This is a genomic window from Thauera chlorobenzoica (assembly GCF_001922305.1).
GTDB lineage: Bacteria > Pseudomonadota > Gammaproteobacteria > Burkholderiales > Rhodocyclaceae > Thauera > Thauera chlorobenzoica.
The window spans coordinates 1,448,757-1,468,977 of record NZ_CP018839.1; the positions used below are offsets into that span (position 1 = coordinate 1,448,757).

General features: G+C 68.9%; 17 protein-coding genes and 1 riboswitch. All 17 genes read left to right on the forward strand.

Going from position 1 to position 20,221, the window contains the following annotated elements; all coding sequences use genetic code 11:
* Window positions 1-196 precede the first annotated feature (196 nt).
* The 17 genes from Tchl_RS06850 (at window position 197) to Tchl_RS06930 (ending at window position 20,195) form a co-directional block, all read left to right on the forward strand.
* Complete coding sequence (locus Tchl_RS06850) at window positions 197-1,699, forward strand: YifB family Mg chelatase-like AAA ATPase (RefSeq protein ID WP_075147737.1); 1,503 nt, start codon at window positions 197-199, stop codon at window positions 1,697-1,699.
* 137 nt (window positions 1,700-1,836) lie between these two features.
* Window positions 1,837-3,036, forward strand: coding sequence for a multidrug effflux MFS transporter (locus Tchl_RS06855; protein WP_075147738.1), 1,200 nt, complete (start codon window positions 1,837-1,839; stop codon window positions 3,034-3,036).
* A gap of 144 nt (window positions 3,037-3,180) precedes the next feature.
* Window positions 3,181-4,020: an ABC transporter ATP-binding protein gene (locus tag Tchl_RS06860; protein ID WP_075147739.1), complete on the forward strand. Its 840-nt coding sequence runs from the start codon at window positions 3,181-3,183 to the stop codon at window positions 4,018-4,020.
* Complete coding sequence (locus Tchl_RS06865) at window positions 4,020-4,724, forward strand: ABC transporter ATP-binding protein (protein WP_075147740.1); 705 nt, start codon at window positions 4,020-4,022, stop codon at window positions 4,722-4,724. Before Tchl_RS06860 ends, Tchl_RS06865 begins: the two co-directional genes overlap by 1 nt.
* A 12-nt stretch (window positions 4,725-4,736) precedes the next feature.
* Entirely contained in the window at window positions 4,737-5,606 is an 870-nt protein-coding gene (locus Tchl_RS06870) for a branched-chain amino acid ABC transporter permease (RefSeq protein WP_075147741.1), read from the forward strand.
* Window positions 5,607-5,689: 83 nt separating this feature from the next.
* A complete protein-coding gene (locus Tchl_RS06875) occupies window positions 5,690-6,637 on the forward strand; it encodes a branched-chain amino acid ABC transporter permease (RefSeq protein WP_075147742.1) in 948 nt (315 codons plus the stop codon).
* A 57-nt stretch (window positions 6,638-6,694) separates the two neighbouring features.
* Window positions 6,695-7,900: an ABC transporter substrate-binding protein gene (locus Tchl_RS06880; protein WP_075147743.1), complete on the forward strand. Its 1,206-nt coding sequence runs from the start codon at window positions 6,695-6,697 to the stop codon at window positions 7,898-7,900.
* A 179-nt stretch (window positions 7,901-8,079) separates the two neighbouring features.
* Window positions 8,080-8,571 (forward strand): outer membrane protein assembly factor BamE domain-containing protein, encoded by a 492-nt coding sequence (gene bamE / locus Tchl_RS06885; RefSeq protein ID WP_075147744.1) that lies wholly within the window; start codon window positions 8,080-8,082, stop codon window positions 8,569-8,571.
* Between the two features lie 103 nt (window positions 8,572-8,674).
* Window positions 8,675-9,238, forward strand: a complete 564-nt coding sequence (locus Tchl_RS06890; protein WP_075149625.1) for a hypothetical protein — start codon at window positions 8,675-8,677, stop codon at window positions 9,236-9,238.
* 104 nt (window positions 9,239-9,342) lie between these two features.
* A riboswitch (S-adenosyl-L-homocysteine riboswitch) is annotated at window positions 9,343-9,417 on the forward strand.
* A gap of 76 nt (window positions 9,418-9,493) precedes the next feature.
* On the forward strand, window positions 9,494-13,267 hold the full coding sequence (metH, locus tag Tchl_RS06895; RefSeq protein WP_075147745.1) for a methionine synthase: 3,774 nt from the start codon (window positions 9,494-9,496) through the stop codon (window positions 13,265-13,267).
* 13 nt (window positions 13,268-13,280) lie between these two features.
* The gene (locus tag Tchl_RS06900) at window positions 13,281-14,198 is read left to right on the forward strand and encodes a bestrophin family protein (protein WP_075147746.1); all 918 of its coding nucleotides are present in this window, start codon (window positions 13,281-13,283) and stop codon (window positions 14,196-14,198) included.
* A gap of 354 nt (window positions 14,199-14,552) precedes the next feature.
* Window positions 14,553-14,987, forward strand: a complete 435-nt coding sequence (locus Tchl_RS06905; RefSeq protein ID WP_075147747.1) for a Zn-ribbon domain-containing OB-fold protein — start codon at window positions 14,553-14,555, stop codon at window positions 14,985-14,987.
* A gap of 20 nt (window positions 14,988-15,007) precedes the next feature.
* Entirely contained in the window at window positions 15,008-16,177 is a 1,170-nt protein-coding gene (locus Tchl_RS06910; protein ID WP_075147748.1) for a thiolase family protein, read from the forward strand.
* A gap of 40 nt (window positions 16,178-16,217) precedes the next feature.
* A complete protein-coding gene (locus Tchl_RS06915) occupies window positions 16,218-16,946 on the forward strand; it encodes an SDR family NAD(P)-dependent oxidoreductase (protein WP_232311683.1) in 729 nt (242 codons plus the stop codon).
* Window positions 16,947-16,960: 14 nt separating this feature from the next.
* Window positions 16,961-17,707 carry an SDR family NAD(P)-dependent oxidoreductase gene (locus tag Tchl_RS06920; protein WP_075147750.1) on the forward strand — a complete coding sequence of 249 codons (747 nt, stop codon included), beginning with the start codon at window positions 16,961-16,963 and terminating at the stop codon, window positions 17,705-17,707.
* 42 nt (window positions 17,708-17,749) lie between these two features.
* Complete coding sequence (locus Tchl_RS06925) at window positions 17,750-18,982, forward strand: CaiB/BaiF CoA transferase family protein (RefSeq protein ID WP_075147751.1); 1,233 nt, start codon at window positions 17,750-17,752, stop codon at window positions 18,980-18,982.
* The gene (locus tag Tchl_RS06930; RefSeq protein WP_075147752.1) at window positions 18,966-20,195 is read left to right on the forward strand and encodes a CaiB/BaiF CoA transferase family protein; all 1,230 of its coding nucleotides are present in this window, start codon (window positions 18,966-18,968) and stop codon (window positions 20,193-20,195) included. Before Tchl_RS06925 ends, Tchl_RS06930 begins: the two co-directional genes overlap by 17 nt.
* Window positions 20,196-20,221 lie beyond the last annotated feature (26 nt).

The following is a 20,221-nucleotide window of genomic DNA, read 5'->3' on the forward strand; positions in this document are numbered from 1 at the left end:
CATTAAACACGATTTTACGATAGCAATGCATCACGCTCGCGTCAATTACGCAACTCGTTTTGATCGCGCGTATGGCGGGCTTGCGACACGGCATTTCGATCACGGAAAGCGGATGCCAGGAAATTTCTCCGGAATAATTTTTTGTCATTGACGGCGTGTTCGCTAGACTGGGCGTCCGTCCTGTCCGGAGAAGCCGATGTCGCTTGCGCTCGTGCGCGCCCGCGCCCTCGATGGCCTCGATGCCCCCGAGGTCGCGGTCGAAGTCCATCTCGCCAACGGCCTGCCTGCGTTCAGCCTGGTCGGCCTGCCCGACACCGAGGTGCGCGAAGCGCGTGACCGGGTGCGGGCGGCGATCCTGTCCTCCCAGTTCGAGTTTCCCCAGCGCCGCATCACCGTCAACCTGGCCCCGGCCGACCTGCCCAAGGAAGGCGGGCGCTTCGATCTGGCGATCGCGGTGGGGATTCTCGTCGCCTCCGGCCAGGTCGCGGCGGAGCGCCTCGAGGCGCTCGAATTCTGCGGCGAGCTGTCGCTCAACGGCGCGCTGCGCCCGGTGCGCGGGGTGCTGGCGGCGGCGCTCGCGGCCGGGCGGGGGCAGCGCGCGCTGCTGCTGCCGGCCGGCAATGCGGCCGAGGCCGCGCTCGCGCGGCGCACCACGGTGCTGCCGGCGGCGAGCCTGCTCGCCGTATGCGCCCACCTCAATGGCCACACTGCGCTCGAACCGCAGCCGCGCGCCGCACCCGCCGCCGTGGGCGGTAGCGCGGTGCCCGATCTTGCCGAGGTGCGCGGCCAGCTGCAGGCGCGGCGCGCGCTCGAAGTGGCGGCGGCCGGGGCGCATTCGCTGCTGCTGTTCGGTCCGCCCGGCACCGGCAAGTCGATGCTCGCCCAGCGCCTGCCCGGGGTGCTGCCGCCGATGGGCGAGGACGAGGCCCTGGAGGCGGCGGCACTCGCTTCCATCGAGGGCGATTTCGACCCCCGCGACTGGGGGCGGCGGCCGTTTCGCGCCCCCCATCACTCGGCTTCGGCGGCGGCGCTGGTCGGTGGCGGGGCGATTCCCCGCCCCGGAGAAATCTCGCTCGCCCATCACGGCGTGTTGTTCCTCGACGAGCTGCCCGAGTTCGACCGCCGCGTCCTCGAGGCGCTGCGCGAGCCGCTCGAAAGCGGCACGGTCACCGTCTCGCGCGCGCGCCGGCGGGCCGAGTTTCCGGCCCGCTTCCAGCTCGTCGCGGCGATGAATCCCTGCCCCTGCGGCCATGCCGGCGATCCGCGCCGGGCCTGCCGGTGCACCCCCGATCAGGTCGCACGCTACCGGGGGCGGCTGTCCGGGCCCTTGCTCGACCGCATCGATCTCACCGTCGAGGTGCCGTCGATCGAGACCGAGGCCCTGCTCGGCAGCCCGGCGGGAGAAAGCTCGGCGGTGGTGCGGGCGCGGGTGGAGGCGGCGCGGGCGCGCCAGCTCGCCCGCCAGGGCGGGCCGAACGCGCACCTGGGGCCGGCCGAGGTGGTGCGCCACTGCACCCCCGACGAGCGCGGCGAGGCCTTGCTGCGCCAGGCGATGAAACAGCTCGCGCTGTCGGCGAGGGCGTATCATCGCGTCCTTCGGGTGGCGCGCACGCTGGCCGATCTGTCCGGGTGCGAGCGCCCCGGCGCGGCCCAGGTCGCCGAGGCGGTCCAGTGCCGGCGCAGTCTCGATGCCCGCTGAGATCCATCGGCGCCGGCCGTTGCCGGTGGGCCGCGCTTATCCGCGCCAACCCGCGCCACGCCGACCCGCGCTCACCCATCCCACGCCGACCGCGTTGATTCAGACTCCCTGACTCCGACCCCCCTGATCCCCTTGCCGTGACTCCAAGCCCGATTTCCGCGCGGCTGGCCACCTTGCTCGCAGCGCTGGCCGCGATCGGCCCGTTCGCGGTCGACACCTACCTGCCGGCCTTCCCCCATATCCGCGCCGAACTGGGCGCCAGCCAGATCGAAGTGCAGCAGACCCTGACCGTGTTCATGGCGATGCTGGCGCTGATGGTGCTGTGGCACGGGGCGCTGGCTGACCGTTTCGGCCGGCGCCGGGTGCTGCTCGCCGCGACCGCGGTATTCGCCCTGGCCTCGCTGGCGTGCGCGCTGGCGCCGACGATCGAGTGGCTGTGGGCGGGGCGCGCCCTGCAGGGCATGAGCGGCGGTGCCGGGATGGTGGTCGGGCGCGCGGTGATCCGCGACCTCCACGACGGCGCCCAGGCGCAGCGCCTGATGGCGCGGGTGATGATGATCTTCGGCCTCGCCCCGGCGGTGGCGCCGCTGCTCGGCGCGGCCCTGCTGGCGCTGGCCGGATGGCGTGCGATCTTCCTGTTCCTGGCCGCGTTCGGCGCCGGCCTCGCCTGGCTGACCTGGCGCTACCTGCCCGAAACGCTCGACCCCGGCGCGCGCCAGGCGCTGCATCCGGCGTCGCTGCTGCGCGGCTACGCGAGTGTCCTCGGCCACCCCGCGTTCCTGCTGCTGGCGGTGGTGGCGGCGGTCAACTTCAACGGTTTCTTCATCTACCTGATGTCGGCGCCGGTCTTCGTCCTGGAGCATCTGCAGCTGTCGGAAACCGGCTTCGCCTGGCTGTTCGTGCCCAGCGTCGGGGGCATGATGATCGGTTCGATGCTGTCCGAGCGCATGGCTGGGAGCTGGTCGCCGCGGCGCACGATCGGTGTCGGCTTCGCGGTGATGGTCGGCGCCGCCGTGCTCAACCTGGGCGTGGCGGTGCTGCTGCCGCCCGGGGTGCCGCAGTCGGTGCTGCCGGTGGGGCTGTTCACCCTCGGGCTGGCGCTGGTGAGCCCGAGCCTGAGCCTGCTCGCGCTCGACCTGTTCCCGGCCCGGCGCGGCCTGGCTTCGAGCTGCCAGGCCTTCCTCCAGCTCGGGCTGAACGCGTTCACCGCTGGGGTGCTGGCGCCGCTGCTGTGGGGCAGCACGGTGTCGCTGGCGGTGGGCATGGGGGTGTTCGTCGCCTTCGGGCTGCTCGCGTTCGCGCTGTGGCTGAGAGGCGGTTTTCCGGCCAGGCGCTGAGGGCTCCCGGCTTTACGCCCGGTTCGGGCCTGCGCTACTCTGCCCGGTAATTCCGCCAGCAAGACTTCGGCGGCGCGCCCGCAGGGCGTGCACAAGCGCGATGGCCGTGGAGACCGGCCGGTGCATACAAGGAAAACACCACACATGCTCGAAGTGGACGGCCTGGTGAAGGCCTTCGGCGGCTTTCGTGCGGTCGACGGGTGCACGCTGCGGGTTAATGAGGGCGAGATCCTCGGCCTGATCGGGCCCAATGGCGCGGGCAAGACGACGCTGTTCAATCTCGTTGCCGGGGCGCTCCAACCGAGCGCGGGGGCGATCCGCTTTCTCGGCGAGGACGTCACCGGCCTGGCCACCGACGCCCTGTTCCACAAGGGCCTGGTGCGCACCTTCCAGATCCCGCACGAATTCCACCGCCTGAGCGCGCGCGAGAACCTGATGATGGTGCCGCCGCACCAGCCCGGCGAGCGCCTGTTCGCCAACTGGCTGGCCTGGGGCCGGGTGCAGCGCGCCGAAGCGGCGGTGCGCAAGCGGGCCGACGAGACGCTCGCCTTTCTCGAATTGACCCACGTCGCCGACGAGCGCGCCGGCAACCTCTCCGGTGGCCAGAAGAAGCTGCTCGAGCTGGGGCGCACGATGATGACCGACGCCCGGCTGGTGCTGCTCGACGAGCCCGCGGCGGGGGTCAATCGCACCCTGCTGCGCAGGCTCGAGGACAAGATCCGGGTCCTCAACCGCGAGCGCGGCTACACCTTCATCCTCATCGAGCACGACATGGAGATGATCGAGAAGCTGTGCCGGCCGGTGGTGTGCATGGCCGAAGGCAAGGTGCTGGTCGAGGGCGACTTCCGCACCGTGCGCGCCGATCCGCGCGTGCTCGAAGCCTACCTCGGCGAGACCCCGGTCGCGGTCGCGCGCAATGCTGCCGGGCACGATCCGGCCGTCGAGACCCTGCGCGCGCAGGCGCTGCCGCGGGAGGATCTGTGATGGCGCTGCTCGAGATGAAGGACGTGCGCGGCGGTTACGGCGACACCGACATCCTGCAAGGGGTGTCGCTCACGGTCGGCGCGCGCGAGATCGTGGTCATCGTCGGCCCCAATGGCGCCGGCAAATCCACCGCGATGAAAGCGGTGTTCGGCCTGCTCGAGGTGCGCGGCGGCAGCGTCGTCTTCGACGGCGAGGACATCACCGGCTGGGCGCCCCACCGCATCGTCCGGCGCGGCATCTGCTACGTGCCGCAGGTGGACAACGTATTCCGCGAGATGACGGTGCATGAGAACTTCGAGATGGGCGCTTTCCTGCGCCGCGGCGAGCTCTCCGCCGCCTTCGACCGCGTGTATGGCCTGTTCCCCGACCTCAAGGCCAAGCGCAGGAATCTCGCCGGCGACCTCTCCGGCGGCCAGCGCCAGATGGTGGCGATGGGGCGCGCGCTGATGCTCTCGCCGAAGCTGCTGCTGCTCGACGAGCCCACCGCCGGGCTGTCGCCCAAATACATGGAGCAGATCTTCCGCATCGCCCGCGATGTGCGCGACGCGGGGGTGTCGATCCTGCTCGTCGAACAGCACGCCAAGCAGGCGTTGGCGTTCTGCGATCGCGGCTACGTCCTCGCCACCGGCGCCAACCGCCACCAGGGCACGGGTGGCGCCCTGCTCGCCGATCGTGACGTGGCCGAGATGTTCCTCGGCGGCTGATGGAGCGTGTTGATGCCCCTGCTCGACTTCCTCAACTTCTACCTCGTGCCGGGCATCGTCCTCGGCACCATCTACGCCGTCGGTGCGATCGGCATCACCCTGGTGTTCGGCATCCTGCGCTTCGCCCACTTCGCCCACGGCGACATGGCGACGCTGGGGGCGTTCGCCGCGTTTGCCCTGGTGGCCGGGGGCATCGGTCCGTGGACTGCGCTGCCGCTGGCGATGGCGGCGACCGCGGTGGTGGCGATCGGGGTGGACAAGGCCTTCTACGACTACCTGAAGGCGCGGCCGAAGATCGTCACCGTGATGGCCTCGCTCGGCGTCGCCCTGATGTTGCGCGCGGTGGTGCAGATGCTGTGGGGCGCGGACCCCCGGACCTACGCCACCGGCATCGTCCGCGCGGACGACTACTTCGGCCTCCTGCTGCGTCCGCGTGAGCTGTACACGCTGGCGGTGGTGGCGCTGATCGTGTCCGCCCTGACGCTCTTCCTGGGGCGGACGAAGTGGGGCAAGGCGATGCGGGCGATGTCCGACAACCCCGACCTCGCCCGCCTGTCCGGCGTCGACACCCGCAAGGTGACGATGCTCACCTGGGCGATCGTCGGTGCGCTGTGCGCCGCCGCCGGCTTCCTCCTCGGCATCCACACCGAGCTCCATTCGATGATGGGCTGGCAGCTGCTGCTGCCGATGTTCGCCGCTGCGATCGTCGGTGGCGTCGGCCGGGTCGGGGGCGCGGTGCTCGGCGGCCTGGTGGTCGGCATCGCCGAGGAGCTGTCGGTCTTCATCCTGCCGGCGCAGTACAAGGCGGCGACCGCCTTCGCGCTGCTGCTGCTGATCCTGCTCGTCCGCCCGCGCGGACTGCTCAACGGCAAGGTGCTCTGAAATGAAACAACCCCCACGCTCACTGCGTTCGCTGCCCCCCGAGGGGGCGTCAGTACGCTTGAGGCGGCTCGGCGCATACTGACATGGATCTCCTCGGCCTCGCCAACTACGCGGTCTTCATCGCCATCCTGATCGGCATCTACGCCCTGCTCGCGCTCGGGCTGAACATCCAGTGGGGCTTGAGCGGCCTGTTCAACGCCGGCATCGCCGGCTTCTTCGCGATCGGCGCGTACACTTCGGCGATCCTCACCAGCCTGCCCGCGGCGGGGCGGGTGGGCGGCTTCGCGTGGCCGCTGCTTGCCGGCTGGGCGGCGGCGATGGCGGTCGCGGCGCTGATCGCGTGGCCGATCGGCAAGGTCTGCCTGCGCTTCCGCTCCGACTACCTCGCCATCGCCACCATCGGCGTCGCCGAGATCATCCGCCTCGTGATCCGCACCGAAGGCTGGCTCACCGGCGGCGTGCGCGGCGTCACCGGGGTGCCGCGCCCGTTCGGCGATCTCGACTACATGCCGTCGCAGCTCGCCTACCTGGCGATCGTGCTGGTGCTGGTGCTGGTCGCCTACCTGCTCGTCGAGCGCCAGCTGAAGGCGCCCTGGGGGCGGATGATGCGCGCCATCCGCGACAACGAGCACGCTGCCGCGGCGATGGGCAAGGACGTCGCCGCGCGCCGCCTGCAGGCCTTCGTCTTCGGCTCCGCGCTGATGGGGCTGGCGGGGGCGCTGTTCGTCCATTTCAACCGCTCGATCACGCCCGAGGCGATCGATCCGATGATCGCCACCTTCCTGGTCTGGATCATGCTGATCCTTGGCGGGGCGGGCAACAACCGCGGCGCCATTCTCGGCGCGGCCCTGATCTGGATCATCTGGTCGGTGTCGGAGCTGCTCACCGACCGCCTGCCGACTGCGCTGGCGATCCAGGCCAAATATGCACGTGTGTTCATCATCGGCCTCACCCTGCAGCTGGTGCTGCGCTTCCGTCCCGAGGGCCTGCTGCCCGAGCGCCGGGGCGGCGGCGCGCCCCCGCCCGGGTAAGGCCGCACGCGGTTTTTCCATCGATCCCGTGCCCCGGCACATCCAGGAGGTGACAACGTGAATAAAAAGACCATCGCAAGCTTCGTCGGCGTGGCGCTCGGTGCCGCCGTGGCGGTCGCTCCCGCCCATGCGCAGAATGTCAGGATCGGGCTGCTCGGCGGCATCTCGGGGCCGATCGCGGCGATGGCCCCGCCGATGATCCAGGCCTCGCAGCTGGCGGTCGCGCAGATCAACGCCCAAGGCGGCATCCTCAAGGGCGGCAAGCTCGAGGTGGTGGTCGGCGACAGCGCCTGCAACCCGCAGAATGCCACCGACGCCGCGACCAAGGCGGTCAACATCGACCGCATCCTCGCCACCGTCGGCCCGCACTGCTCGGGGGCGGTGCTGGCCGCGGCCAACTCGGTGACCGTGCCGGCCGGGGTGCTGATGGTGACGCCCTCGGCCACTTCGCCGGAAGTCACCAAAATCAAGGACAAGGACCTGGTGTTCCGCACCGTGCCGTCCGACGACTACCAGGGCCGCGCCCTGGCGCGTACGCTCAAGGCGCGCGGCATCGCCAAGGTGGCGGTGGCCTACCTCAACAACGACTACGGCAAGGGCCTGGCCGAAGCGTTCAAGGCTGAGTTCGAGGCCGGCGGCGGCACCCTCGCGGGCTATTCCGGCCACGAGGACGGCAAGGCCTCCTACCGCTCCGACCTTGCCCAGCTCGCCCGCGGCGGCGCCGACACCCTGGTGATCTTCGACTACGGCGACGGCACCGGCCTCACCATTTTGCGCCAGGCGCTGGAGAACAATTTCTTCAAGACCTTCATCGGCGCCGACGGGATGAAGTCCGAAGCGGTGATCCGCGCGCTCGGCGAGCAGAACCTGGGCACCTTCTTCAGCTCCGCGCCGGTGGGCGAGGCCTCGTCCTCGCTCGACGCCTTCCGCACCGCGTTCCGCGCCGGTGGCGGCGATCCGGAAGCGATCTTCGTCACCACCTCCTACGATGCCGCCTTCCTCGTCGCGCTCGCGATCGAGCAGGCCGGCGGCGACCGGAGCAAGCTGTCGGCCGCCCTGCGCGCGGTGGCTTCGGCGCCGGGCGAACCGATCCTCGCCGGCGAGTGGGCGAAGGCCAGGGAGCTGATCGCCGCAGGCCAGGAGATCGACTACAAGGGTGCGGCCGGCGACCACGAGTTCGACCCGGCCGGGGACGTCCCCGGGCGCTACGCCTTCTTCAAGGTCAGTGGCGGCACGTACGAGGCCATCGCCGAGATGAAGTAGGCGCGGCGCCAGGCGCGGGCCCGGCACGCATCTGGAGCGCGGCCGGCCCGGCGCCCGCCGTTTGCATCGCGTCACCGTTCTGGCATTGAAAATCCGGCGGCCATCGTCGATGCTTGACCCAGGGGCGTGCCGCGGCGAGCGCGATCGCGGCCAGCGCCCCCCGTCCTGGAGAACGCACCATGAAACGCCTGCTCGGCTGCTTGTGTGCCCTGCTGTCGGCGATCGGCATCACCGCCTGCGACTACCTCAATGTCCGCCAGCTGCAGCCCGGGGTGTCCACCGCGGCCGAAGTGCGCGAGCGCTTCGGCCCGCCGCATATGGAGTGGCGCAACGAGGACGGCTCCACCACCTGGGAATACAGCCGCCAGCCCGAAGGGGTGGAGTGCTTCATGATCACCGTTGGCGGCGACGGCGTCCTGCGCGGAATCGAGCAGGTATTGAACGAGGAGACCTTCGCCCGGGTCGAAAACGGTATGAACGGCGACCAGGTGCGCCGCCTGCTGGGCAAGCCGGCCTCCAGCCAGTTCTTTCAGCTCAAGCGGGAAACGGTGTGGGAATGGAAGATCGACGACGGCCAGGCCGGCGGCGAGCCGGCTTATTTCACCGTGTCCTTCAACAACGATGGCCGGGTGACGGGCACCGGGCGCTACACCCGGTATCGCGGACACTGAAACGGAGACGATGATGCGCGACATGAGCTGGGGCGGGGCCGAGCACCGCCCTGATCGCAGTGCTGCTCGTGAGGTTTTCTGGCGTCGGCTGGGCACCCTGTGGATGATGGCGTTGCTGCTCCAGCTGGGCGCGTGCACCGCGTTCGCGCCCCCCCGGCCCTACACCACCGAGGCCGAGGCCGTCACCGCTCGTGGCGAGCCTGCCCGGCGCTGGGCCAACGACGACGGCACCACCACGCTCGAGTATTCGACCCAGCCTTACGGCGACACCTGCCTGATGGTGCAGGTCGACCAGGGCGGCATCGTGCTGCGCCAGTGGGATGCCCTCGCCGCCGATAACCTCGCCCGCGTCGCGCGCGGCATGGACAAGGAGCAGGTCTTGCGCCTGCTCGGCAGCCATCGTTCGGAACAGACCTTCCGCCTGTCGGGTGAGGAAGTATGGGACTGGAACATCCGCAACCACGGCCCCGGCATCGCCACCCTGTTCAACGTCCATTTCATCGATGGCCGCGTCGCGCGTACCAGCCAGACCTACATCTTCCCGAGTGAAGGGCCGTCCTTCGGCGCCTGGGGCGGCCATTACGGCTATCCCTGGAGCTGGGGGATGGGGTGGGGCTATCCGCGCGCCTTTTACCCCCATCCGTGGTTTTCGCCCTGGTACTGGTAAGGCCGCCGTCATTGCGGCAGGGGATTTCCCCGTCCTTCGCGCCACCGGGCTTCAGACTGCCGCGGGCTTGTCAAGGGGCCCGCCCAGCCGATAGAATCCCTCCCCCTGCCGAGGAGCGCTGCGACCCTGTGTGATTCCCGGGGCCAGGCTCGGCAACCGTTCAACGGCGCTCACAAACCCTCAGCTGGTTTGTGGCGCCGTTCGCGTTTGTGCATGGCGTTGCCCGGCGACCGTTGACTGACCGAGGTAGATCCCATGCAAGCCGACCGCACGACCGAACTTTGCCAGCTGCTCGCCGAGCGCATCCTGATCCTCGACGGGGCGATGGGGACGATGATCCAGCAGGAGAAACTGGGTGAGGCGGACTACCGCGGCGAGCGCTTTCATGATCACCCGAAGGACCTCAAGGGCAACAACGACCTGCTGGTGCTGACCCGCCCGGAGGTGGTCGCTGCCATCCACCGCGCTTATCTGGAAGCCGGCGCGGACCTGATCGAGACCAACACCTTCAACGCCACCCGGGTGTCGCAGGCGGAATACGGCCTGGAAGCGCTGGCGTTTGAACTCAACGTCGAGGGCGCGCGCCTGGTGCGCCGGCTGTGCGACGAATACACCGCGCGAAATCCCGCGAAGCCGCGCTTTTGCGCCGGCGTGCTGGGGCCGACCTCGCGCACGCTGTCGATCTCGCCCGACGTGAACGACCCCGGCTACCGCAACATCAGCTTCGATGCGCTCGCCGACGACTACTACGATTCGGCGCGGGGGCTGCTCGAAGGCGGCGCCGACATCCTGCTGATCGAGACCGTGTTCGACACCCTCAACGCCAAGGCGGCAGTGTTCGCGGTCGAGAAGCTGTTCGACGAGATGGAAAAAAGCGGCGGTCAGCGGGTGCCGGTGATGATCTCCGGCACGATCACCGACGCCTCCGGGCGCACGCTGTCGGGCCAGACCGCGGAGGCCTTCTGGAACTCGCTGTCGCACGCGCGGCCGATTTCCTTCGGCCTCAACTGCGCGCTCGGCGCCGACCAGCTGCGCCAGTACGTCGAAGAATTGGCCAATGTGTGCGACACCCATGTGTCCGCCCACCCCAATGCCGGCCTGCCCAACCCGCTGTCGCCCACCGGCTACGACGAGACCCCCGCGCATCTCGCCGGCGAGATCCGCGAGTGGGCGCAGAGCGGGCTGGTGAACATCGTCGGCGGCTGCTGCGGCACCACGCCGGCGCACATCGCCGCGATCGCTGAGGCCGTCGCCGGCCTCGCCCCGCGCGCCGTGCCCACCATCGACAAGAAGCTGCGCCTGTCCGGCCTCGAGCCCTTCAACGTCGGCGGCGACAGCCTCTTCGTCAATGTGGGCGAGCGCACCAACGTCACCGGTTCCAAGGCCTTTGCGCGCATGATCCTCGAAGGCCGCTTCGACGACGCGCTCGCGGTGGCACGTCAGCAGGTCGACAACGGTGCCCAGGTCATCGACATCAACATGGACGAGGCGATGCTCGATTCGGCCGCCGCCATGGAGCGCTTCTGCAAGCTGATCGCCACCGAGCCCGACATCTCGCGCGTGCCGATCATGCTCGACTCGTCGAAGTGGTCGGTGATCGAGACCGGCCTCAAGTGCATCCAGGGCAAGGGCGTGGTCAACTCGATCTCGATGAAGGAGGGCGAGGCCGAGTTCCTGCGCCAGGCCCGGCTCGCGCGCCGCTACGGCGCCGCGGTGATCGTGATGGCCTTCGACGAGCAGGGCCAGGCCGACACCTTCCGGCGCAAGACCGACATCTGCGAGCGCGCCTACAGGCTGCTGGTCAAGCCGGTCGCCGAAGGCGGCGCCGGCTTCCCGCCCGAGGACATCATCTTCGACCCCAACATCTTCGCCATCGCCACCGGCATCGAAGAGCACGACAACTACGCCGTCGACTTCATCAACGCCGTGGCCTGGATCAAGGAGAACCTGCCGTACGCCAAGACTTCGGGCGGGGTCTCCAACGTGTCGTTCTCGTTCCGCGGCAACGACCCGGTGCGCGAGGCGATCCATACCGTGTTCCTGTACCACGCGATCCAGGCCGGGCTGTCGATGGGCATCGTCAACGCCGGCCAGCTCGGCGTCTATGACGAACTCGATCCGGCGCTGCGCGACAAGGTCGAGGACGTGGTGATGAACCGCGAGGTTGGCAAACCAGGCGGCGCCGGCGAGGCGCTGGTCGAATTCGCGCAGACGGTGAAGGGCCAGGCCAAGGAGTCGGCGCAGGACCTGGCCTGGCGCGAGTGGCCGGTCGAGGAGCGCCTCTCCCACGCACTGGTCAAGGGCATCACCGAGTTCGTCGTCGCCGACACCGAGGAAGTGCGCGCCAGGCTCGAAGCCGAAGGCAAGCCGCCGCTGGCGGTGATCGAAGGCCCGCTGATGGCGGGCATGAGCGTGGTCGGCGACCTCTTCGGCGCGGGCAAGATGTTCCTGCCCCAGGTGGTGAAGTCGGCGCGCGTGATGAAGCAGGCGGTGGCCCACCTGATTCCCTACATCGAGGCCGAGAAGCTGCGCACCGGCGCCACCAGCAAGGGCCGCATCGTCATTGCCACGGTCAAGGGCGACGTGCACGACATCGGCAAGAACATCGTCGGCGTGGTGCTCGGCTGCAATGGCTACGAGGTCATCGACCTCGGTGTGATGGTGCCGGCGGCGAAGATCCTGGAGGCGGCGAAGGAACACGGCGCGCAGGCGGTCGGCCTGTCCGGGCTGATCACCCCCTCGCTGGAAGAAATGGCCCACGTCGCCGCCGAGATGAAGCGCCAGGGCTTCGCGGTGCCGCTCTTGATCGGCGGCGCCACCACCAGCCGCAACCACACCGCGATCAAGATCGCACCGCACTACGACCAGGCGGTGGTCTACGTGCCCGACGCCTCGCGCGCGGTGGGCGTGGTCACCGCGCTGCTGTCCGAAGGCCGGAGCGAAGCCTTCAAGGCCGAAGTCGCCGCCGACTACGAGAAGATCCGCGCGCTGCACGCCGGCAAGAAGGGCATGCAGCTGGTGGGCCTCGAGGCGGCGCGGGCGAATGCGCTGCGCACCGACTGGAGCGCCGAGCCCGTGGCCGCCTGCAGCACCGCGCGCCAGGCCGGCTACGCGCCTTACTCGCCGCCGCGCCCCAACATGCTCGGTGTGCAGGCGATCGACGTCGACCTGGCCGACCTGGTCGATTACATCGACTGGGGGCCCTTCTTCCAGACCTGGGACCTCGCCGGCCGCTTCCCCGCCATCCTCGACGACGCCGTGGTGGGCGAGACCGCGCGCAGCGTGTTCGCCGACGGCAAGGCGATGCTGGACAAGATCCTCGCCGAGGGCTGGCTGCAGGCGAAGGCCGTGTTCGGCCTGTTTGCCGCCAACGCGGTCGGCGACGATATCGAGATCTACACCGGCGAGGACCGCAAGCACCTCGCCATGGTCTGGCACGGCCTGCGCCAGCAGCATGAACGCCCGGCGGGCAAACCGCACTGGTGCCTGGCGGACTTTGTCGCGCCGAAGGACTCCGGCGTGCCCGACTGGATCGGCGCCTTCGCCGTCACCGCCGGGCTGGGCATCGAGGCCAAGCTCGCCGAGTTCGAGGCCGCGCACGACGACTACCGCGCGATCCTGCTGAAGAGCCTCGCCGACCGCCTCGCCGAGGCCTGCGCCGAATGGCTGCACGAGCGCGTGCGCCGCGAATGCTGGGGTTACGCCGCCGACGAGACGCTCGACAACGAGGCCCTGATCGCCGAGCAGTACCGCGGCATCCGCCCGGCGCCGGGCTATCCGGCGTGCCCCGACCACACGGTGAAAGGGCCGCTGTTCGAACTGCTCGGCGCGCGCGAGCGTACCGGCATGGACCTCACCGAGAGCTACGCGATGACCCCGGCGGCGGCGGTGAGCGGCTTCTACTTCGCCCACCCCGAAGCCCACTACTTCGCCATCCCGAAAATCGGCCGCGACCAGCTCGAAGACTGGGCGCGCCGCACCGGCATGGCGGTGGACGAGGCCGCGCGCTGGCTGGCGCCGCTGCTCTGACGGGGGGAGTTGCGTGATCGTTCGTCCCCGCCCGCACTGGGTGCGCCTGCTGTTCGTGCGCCGCGGCTCGCTGCTGCGGCGCATCCTGTCGCAGCAGCTGTTCGTGTTCTTTCTCGCCTGCGCGGTCGTGCTCGCGCACGGCGAGCTGTTCCACTGGAAGGTCACGCTGACTTCGGCGCCGTTCTCGCTGATGGGGGTGGCGCTGGCGATCTTCCTCGGTTTTCGCATCAACACCAGCTACGACCGTTACTGGGAAGCGCGCAAGCTGTGGGGCCACGTGCTGGTCGGGGCACGCAACCTGGCCCGCCAGGCGCTGACCCTGAGCGGAGACGGCAGCAGCGTGCACGCGCGTCCTTTCGTCCTCGGCCTGATCGCCTTCGCCGCCTCGATGCGCAACGAATTGCGCGGCCGCCCCGCGGCCGACGGGCTGGGAAACCTGCTGCCGGCCGAAGTGCTCGCGCGCATGCCCGCCGCGCGCTCGGCGCCCAACCTCATCCTGCTGTGGCTCGGCGCCTGGCTGCGCGCGCGCCGCGAGGCCGGCGAGCTGACGCCGATGCTGGCGCAGCACATGGAAGCTTCGCTCGACCGCCTGGCGGAGACGCTCGGCGGCTGCGAGCGCATCGCCAACACGCCGCTGCCGTTCACCTACTCGGTGATCCTGCACCGCAGCTGCTACCTGTACTGCATGCTGCTGCCGTTCGGCCTGGTCGATTCGATCGGCTGGATGACGCCGCTGGTGGTGGCCTTCGTGTCCTACACCTTCTTCGCTCTCGAAGCCTTGAGCGACGAAATCGAGGAGCCGTTCGGCACCATGGCCAACGACCTCGCCCTCGACGCGATCGTCGCCGGAGTCGACGCCAGCCTGCGCGAGATGCTCGGCGAAATCCCGCCGCCGCCGCCGCGACCGGATGCCGAGTTCATCCTGACCTGAGGGGCCGTGAGGACTCCGGCCATGCCCTCCGCCTTCCTTTCCTCCGCCTTCCTTTCCTCCGCCTTCCTTTCCCCGCCTGGGATGAGGGCTGAGTAGCTCCCTGCCGCCATCGGGCCGGCACTGCGACCACGTCGACCGCCCATGCGCCCTGCGCAGAGGCATTGGCGGGGCTTGCCGTGCCCGCCCGCCGCGCGCTGGTCCGTCCCGCGATCGATGGCGCGCGCTGGATCTTTTCCCCGCGCCGGGCTGTGGGGTTGCCCCTTAGCGCCTAGGTGTTCGGACCGATTGTTGCGTTCCGGCCTGCGGGATTTAATGGCCCCAGGTCGAACACGAAACAATTCCTGCGGAGGTGCCATGTCAGAGCAAAAGACGAACAAGAAGCCGGAAAAGAAGCCGGATATCACGTTCTTCCACCCGGATCTTCTCGAGGCGCCCGCCGACGGCCGTGCGCCCTATCTCAAGGGCTACCGCTGCAAGAAATGCGGACAGCTGGATTTCCCGAAACTGAGCCCGTGCCCGAGCTGCTGGGGCGAGGAGTTCGAGGTCGTGCCGCTCAGCCGCCGCGGCAAGCTCTACAGCTTCAGCGACAACTTCATCGGCCAGGCGGGAATGAAGACCCCCTATTCGTTCGGCTATATCGACCTGCCCGAGAATCTGCGGATCTTCGCCCAGCTCGAAGGCGCGCCGGGCAGCTTCCGCTGCGACGACGAGGTCGAGTTGACGGTCGGGCCGGTGCGCGACAACCGCGACGGTGTGCCGCTGATCAGCTACAAGTTCCGCAAGATCTAATCCTCGGTGAGTGACGACAAATGAAACTGGAGCGCAAGGTCTATATCGCCGGGGTCGGCGAGACGAAATTCGGTCGGCATGAAGTCGATTTCGACGTGCTGGGTCGGGCGGCGGCACTGGAGGCGTTGAAGGCGTCGAACATCGACCGTCCGACGATGGTGCAGAGCGCCTATGTCGGCAACGGCACCAACGGCATGGTCACCGGGCAGACCGTGCTCAAGGATCTGGGCATGTGCGGCCACCTGCCGATCATCAACGTCGAGAGCGCCTGCTCGGCGGGCGGCATGGCGATCCATCTGGCGGTGCGCGATGTGGCGCTGGGGCTCGCCGACGTGGCGATCGGCATCGGCTGCGAGAACCATACGCTGCACATGGCGCAGGGCACCGCGTTCGCGACCGCGATGTCGGATATCGAGACGGTGCATGGCGCGGTGATGACCGGCAAGTACGCGATGCGCGCCCAGCGTTACATGTACGAGACCGGCGCTACCGCCGAGGATCTGGCGATGATCACGGTGAAGAACCGCCGCCACGCCACCAACAACCCCTATGCCTGGTTCAAGGGCGAGATCTCGATCGAGGAGGTGGTGAATTCGCGCGTCGTCGCCTCGCCGCTGACGCTGCAGCAGTGCTGCGGCATCGCCGACGGTGCCGGCGCGGTCGTGGTGTGCTCGGAAGAGATGGTGAAGAAGCTCGGCATCAAGAAGCCGATCCGGGTCGCCGGCTCGGTCGTGCGCTCGGGGCCGTACCACAACCGTCCGCGTGACATCACCGGCGACGACATCACCGAGGAGACCGCGCATCAGCTCTACGAGGAGTCGGGCATCGGCCCCGAGGACGTGAATATCGTCGAACTGCACGATGCCTTCACGATCGCCGAACTGCTGTACTACGAATGCCTCGGCCTGTGTCCGAAAGGCGAGGGGCTCAAGTTCCTGCGCGACGGCAACGCGACCCACGGCGGCAAATGCGTCGTCAGCCCGCGCGGCGGCATGCTGTCGTACGGCCATCCGATCGGCGCTTCGGGCGCGGCGCAGATTGCCGCCAGCGTCAAGCAGATGCGCAACCAGTGCCCCGGCTACCAGGTCGAGCCGGTGCCGCGGGTGGCGATGACGCACGTGACCGGCGGCGGCTTGTCGGGCACGGAACACGCGGCATGCACGATGCACATGCTGGTAAGCGACTGGTAAGCGGGGAGACAGGGCGATGAAATCCAACAGCAATGGAAAAGTGGCGCTGATCGTCAATGCCGACGATGCGGTCGGCGAGGCGGTCGCGCTGCGGCTCGCCGGGTCCGGCGTGCAGCTCGCGCTCGCCGGCGCGGACGCAGGCCGGCTCGACAAGCTCGCGTCGCAGCTGGCCGGAAAAGGGGCGACGGTGATGGCCGTGGCCACGGCTGCGGTCGAGGCGGGCGCGATCCGCGACAGCGTGGCGCAGGTGAAGGCGCGCTACGGGCGGATCGACGTCCTGGTGCATAACGAAAGTGCGCTCGCGGCGAAGCCGCTGCCGGAGATTTCCGACGCCGATGTCGGTGCCGCGCTCGACACCGGTCTGGCGGCGCCGTTCCACTACCTGCGTGCGGTCGTTCCGGGCATGCGCGAGGCTGGCTTCGGGCGCGTGGTCAATATCAGCGACCTCCGCTACCTCGGGCTCGCCAATACCTCCAGCGTCGCCGCCGCGCGTTCCGGCCTGTTCGGGCTGACGCGGGCGCTCGCGCTCGAATCGGCGCGTGACGGGGTCACGGTCAACACCGTCGTCATGGGCGATGTCGACAGCGAGACGACGCCGGCGGCCGAGCGCGAAAAGCTTGCCGGCGGCATTCCGGTGAAACGGCTGGGCACGCCCGCCGATATCGCCAACGCCGTCGGCTTTCTTGCGGCCGACAGCTCGAAGTACGTCACCGGGCAGACGCTGTTCGTCTGCGGTGGCAAGAGCGCGTACTTTTCGATGTCGATTTGATCACGGAGGCGGCAATGGGAATTCAGAACAGGGTCGCACTGATCACCGGTTCGGCCAGCGGCATGGGCAAGCAGACGGCGCTGCGCTTCGCCGAGCAGGGCGCGGCGGTGGTGATCAACGACATCGACGCCGAGAAGGTGCGGGCGACGGTCGATGAGTTCAGCGCGCGGGGGCATCGCGTGCTGGGCGCGGTTGCCGACATCGGCAACAAGGCGGCGGTCGACGGCATGGTGAAGCAGACGATCGACGCATTCGGCCGCATCGATATTCTGGTCAATAACGCTGGCATGGAGCGTGCGGGCGCGTTGCGCAAGCTCAGCGAGGCGGACTGGGACGTCACGATCAACGTCAACCTGAAGGGCACCTTTCTGTGCACGCAGGCGGTGCATGGGCACATGGTCGAGAACAAGCACGGGCGCATCGTCAACATCGCCTCCCGTGCCTGGCTCGGCGGCGCCGGCCAGACGCCGTACTCGTCCGCCAAGGCGGGCGTCGTCGGCATGACGCGCGCACTGGCGATCGAGCTCGGCCGCGCCGGGATCACGGTGAATTGTGTCGCGCCGGGCTTGATCCACACCCCGATGTGGGACGAGCTGCCGGAGAAGGATCAGCAGTTCCTGCTCTCGCGCCAGCCCACCGGCAAGCTCGGCGAGCCCGACGACATCGCTAACACGCTCCTCTTCCTCGCCGACGACGACAGCGGTTTCGTCACCGGCCAGGTGCTCTATGTGTGCGGCGGACGGAGCCTGTTCGCGGGCTGAAAACAGCGCGTAACAGTCCTCGGCGAGCAGGAGAAAGGTGACATGGGACAGGATTTTTCCCGATTCAGGGTGGTGGATATGACCGGCGAACTCGGCCCCTACACGGCCAAGATGTTCGCCGGGCTGGGCGCCGACGTGATCCATGTGGAGTCGCCCGCGGGCGACCCGCTGCGCCGCGTCGGCCCCTGGTTCCGCAACCAGCCCGGCGTGCAGGCGAGCCTGCCGTACCTCTATTACAACGCGGGCAAGCGTGGCTTTGCGGTCGATCTCGAACACGAGGCGGGACGTGAAGTGTTCCGCACGTTGTGCAGCGGCGCCGACCTGCTCGTCGAAAGCTGCCGCCCCGGCTATCTCGACGGGCTCGGCCTGTCGTATGAAGAACTGAGCCGCGACAATGCCCGCCTGGTGCAGACCTCGGTCACGCCGTTCGGGCGCACCGGGCCGCTCGCGGCCTACCCCGGTTCGGATCTGACCTGCTCGGCGCTGAGCGGCTTTCTCTGGCTCGCTGGCATCGACGGCGACAAGCCGGTGCGCGCCCCCGACAACCAGGCCTACCGGATGGCCGAGGCGTACGCGGCGGTCGGCAGCGCGATCGCGCTGTTCAGCGCGCAGCGCACCGGCAAAGGCCAACTGGTCGACGTCGCCTGCATCGAGGCCGAGGCGATGGCGCTGGAGAACGCCGCGCAGTTCTGGGACCTCGAGGGCAAGATCCGGCGCGGGCGCGGGCGCGAGGCCGGCAGCGCGACCTTGCATCCGTGCGCCGACGGCTATATCGCGCTGGTCGCGATCATGGGGCGCAACAAGGACATGTGGACGCCCTTCGTGCGCTGGATGGAGGCCGAGGGCGTCGAGGAGTGGCCGCTTTTCGACGATGACAAGTGGATCGATTACGCGTACCGGACTTCGGAGGAGGGCTATACGACCTTCTGCCGCGTCTTCGAGCGCTATACGCGAAGCCGCAGCAAGGCCGAGCTGTACGAGATCGGGCAACGCTTCAACGTCGCGGTGACGCCGGTCAGCGATGGCCGCGATCTGCTCGCCAACCCGCAGCTCGCGCACCGCGAATTCTGGCAGACGCAGTTCAACGACACGCTCGGGGCGGACATCACCTATCCCGGTGCGCCGTACGAATTCGGCGAGCTGCAGTGGCAGCTCGGTCGCAATGCGCCGCGGATCGGCGAGCACACGCGGGAAATCCTCGTCGAGTGCGGCTACCCGGCGTTCGAAATCGACAACCTGTTGCGGATGGGGGCGGTGTATGCCGAACAGCATTGAACGTGCCCTGGAGGGCATCGTGGTGTGCGATTTCTCGTGGGTCGGCGCCGGTCCGATCGCCACCAGCGTGCTGGCGCAGTGCGGCGCGGACGTGATCAAGATCGAAAGCGTCAAGCGCCCGGACACCCTGCGCCGGGGCGAGCCGTTCAAGGACGGCATCGGCACGGGGCTGGACCGCAGCGGCTACTTTGCCGCGCGCAACGCCAACAAACGTGACATCGCGCTCGACATGAGCCATCCGCGGGCGCGCGAGGTCGCGGTGCGGCTGATCGAGAAAAGCGACATCGTGATCAACAACTTCCGTGTCGGCCAGATGGAGAAGTGGAAGCTCGGCTGGGAGGACGTGCAGAAGATCAACCCGCGCGCGATCTACGTGACGATGAGCATGCAGGGTATCGACGGGCCGCACAGCCGTTACATGGGCTACGGCGTGAACCTCAACGCGCTGTGCGGGCTGACCGCGCGCGCCGGTTTCCCCGGCCAGGCGCCGTTCGGCACCGGCACCAACTATACCGACCATGTGATGGTGCCGACGCACACGCTGTTCGGGATCATGGCGGCGCTGCTCGAACGCGAGGCGACCGGGCGCGGCCAGACGGTCAGCCTGTCGCAGCTCGAATCGGCGATCTGCATGACCCCGAGCGCGCCGATGGCCTTCGCCGCCAACGGCGAGGCGCTCGGGCCGCAGGGTTACGGCGACCCCGAGGCCGCGCCGCACGGCGTCTATACCACGCTCGGCTACCGCAAATGGATCGCGATCGCGGTGTTCGACGACGCGCAGTGGGCGACGCTGCGCCGCGTCATGGGCAACCCGCCGTGGGCCGAGGACGAGCGCTTCGCGACGATCGAAATGCGCCGCCGGCACGCGGCCGAACTCGACGAGCGCATCGAGGGCTGGACCGCCACCCAGTACGGCGACTGGCTGATGGAGGCGCTGCTGAAGGCGGGGGTGGCGGCGGGCGAGGTGCGCGACGCGCGCGAGGCGATCGAGGACGAGCATCTGCGCCGGCGCGGCTTCTGGGCCTACCTCGATCACCCCGAGGTCGGCGTCACGCTCTACAACCGCGCGCCGATCGTGTTCTCGCGCACGCCGGTCGAGATGAAGAGCGCGGCGCCGTCGATCGGGCAACACACTCGCGAGGTGCTCGGCGGGATGCTGGGTTATTCGCACGGGGAAATCGAGGATCTGGCCGCTCAGCAGGTGCTGGTGTGAGCGCCGCAACGGCAGCGTATCGATCG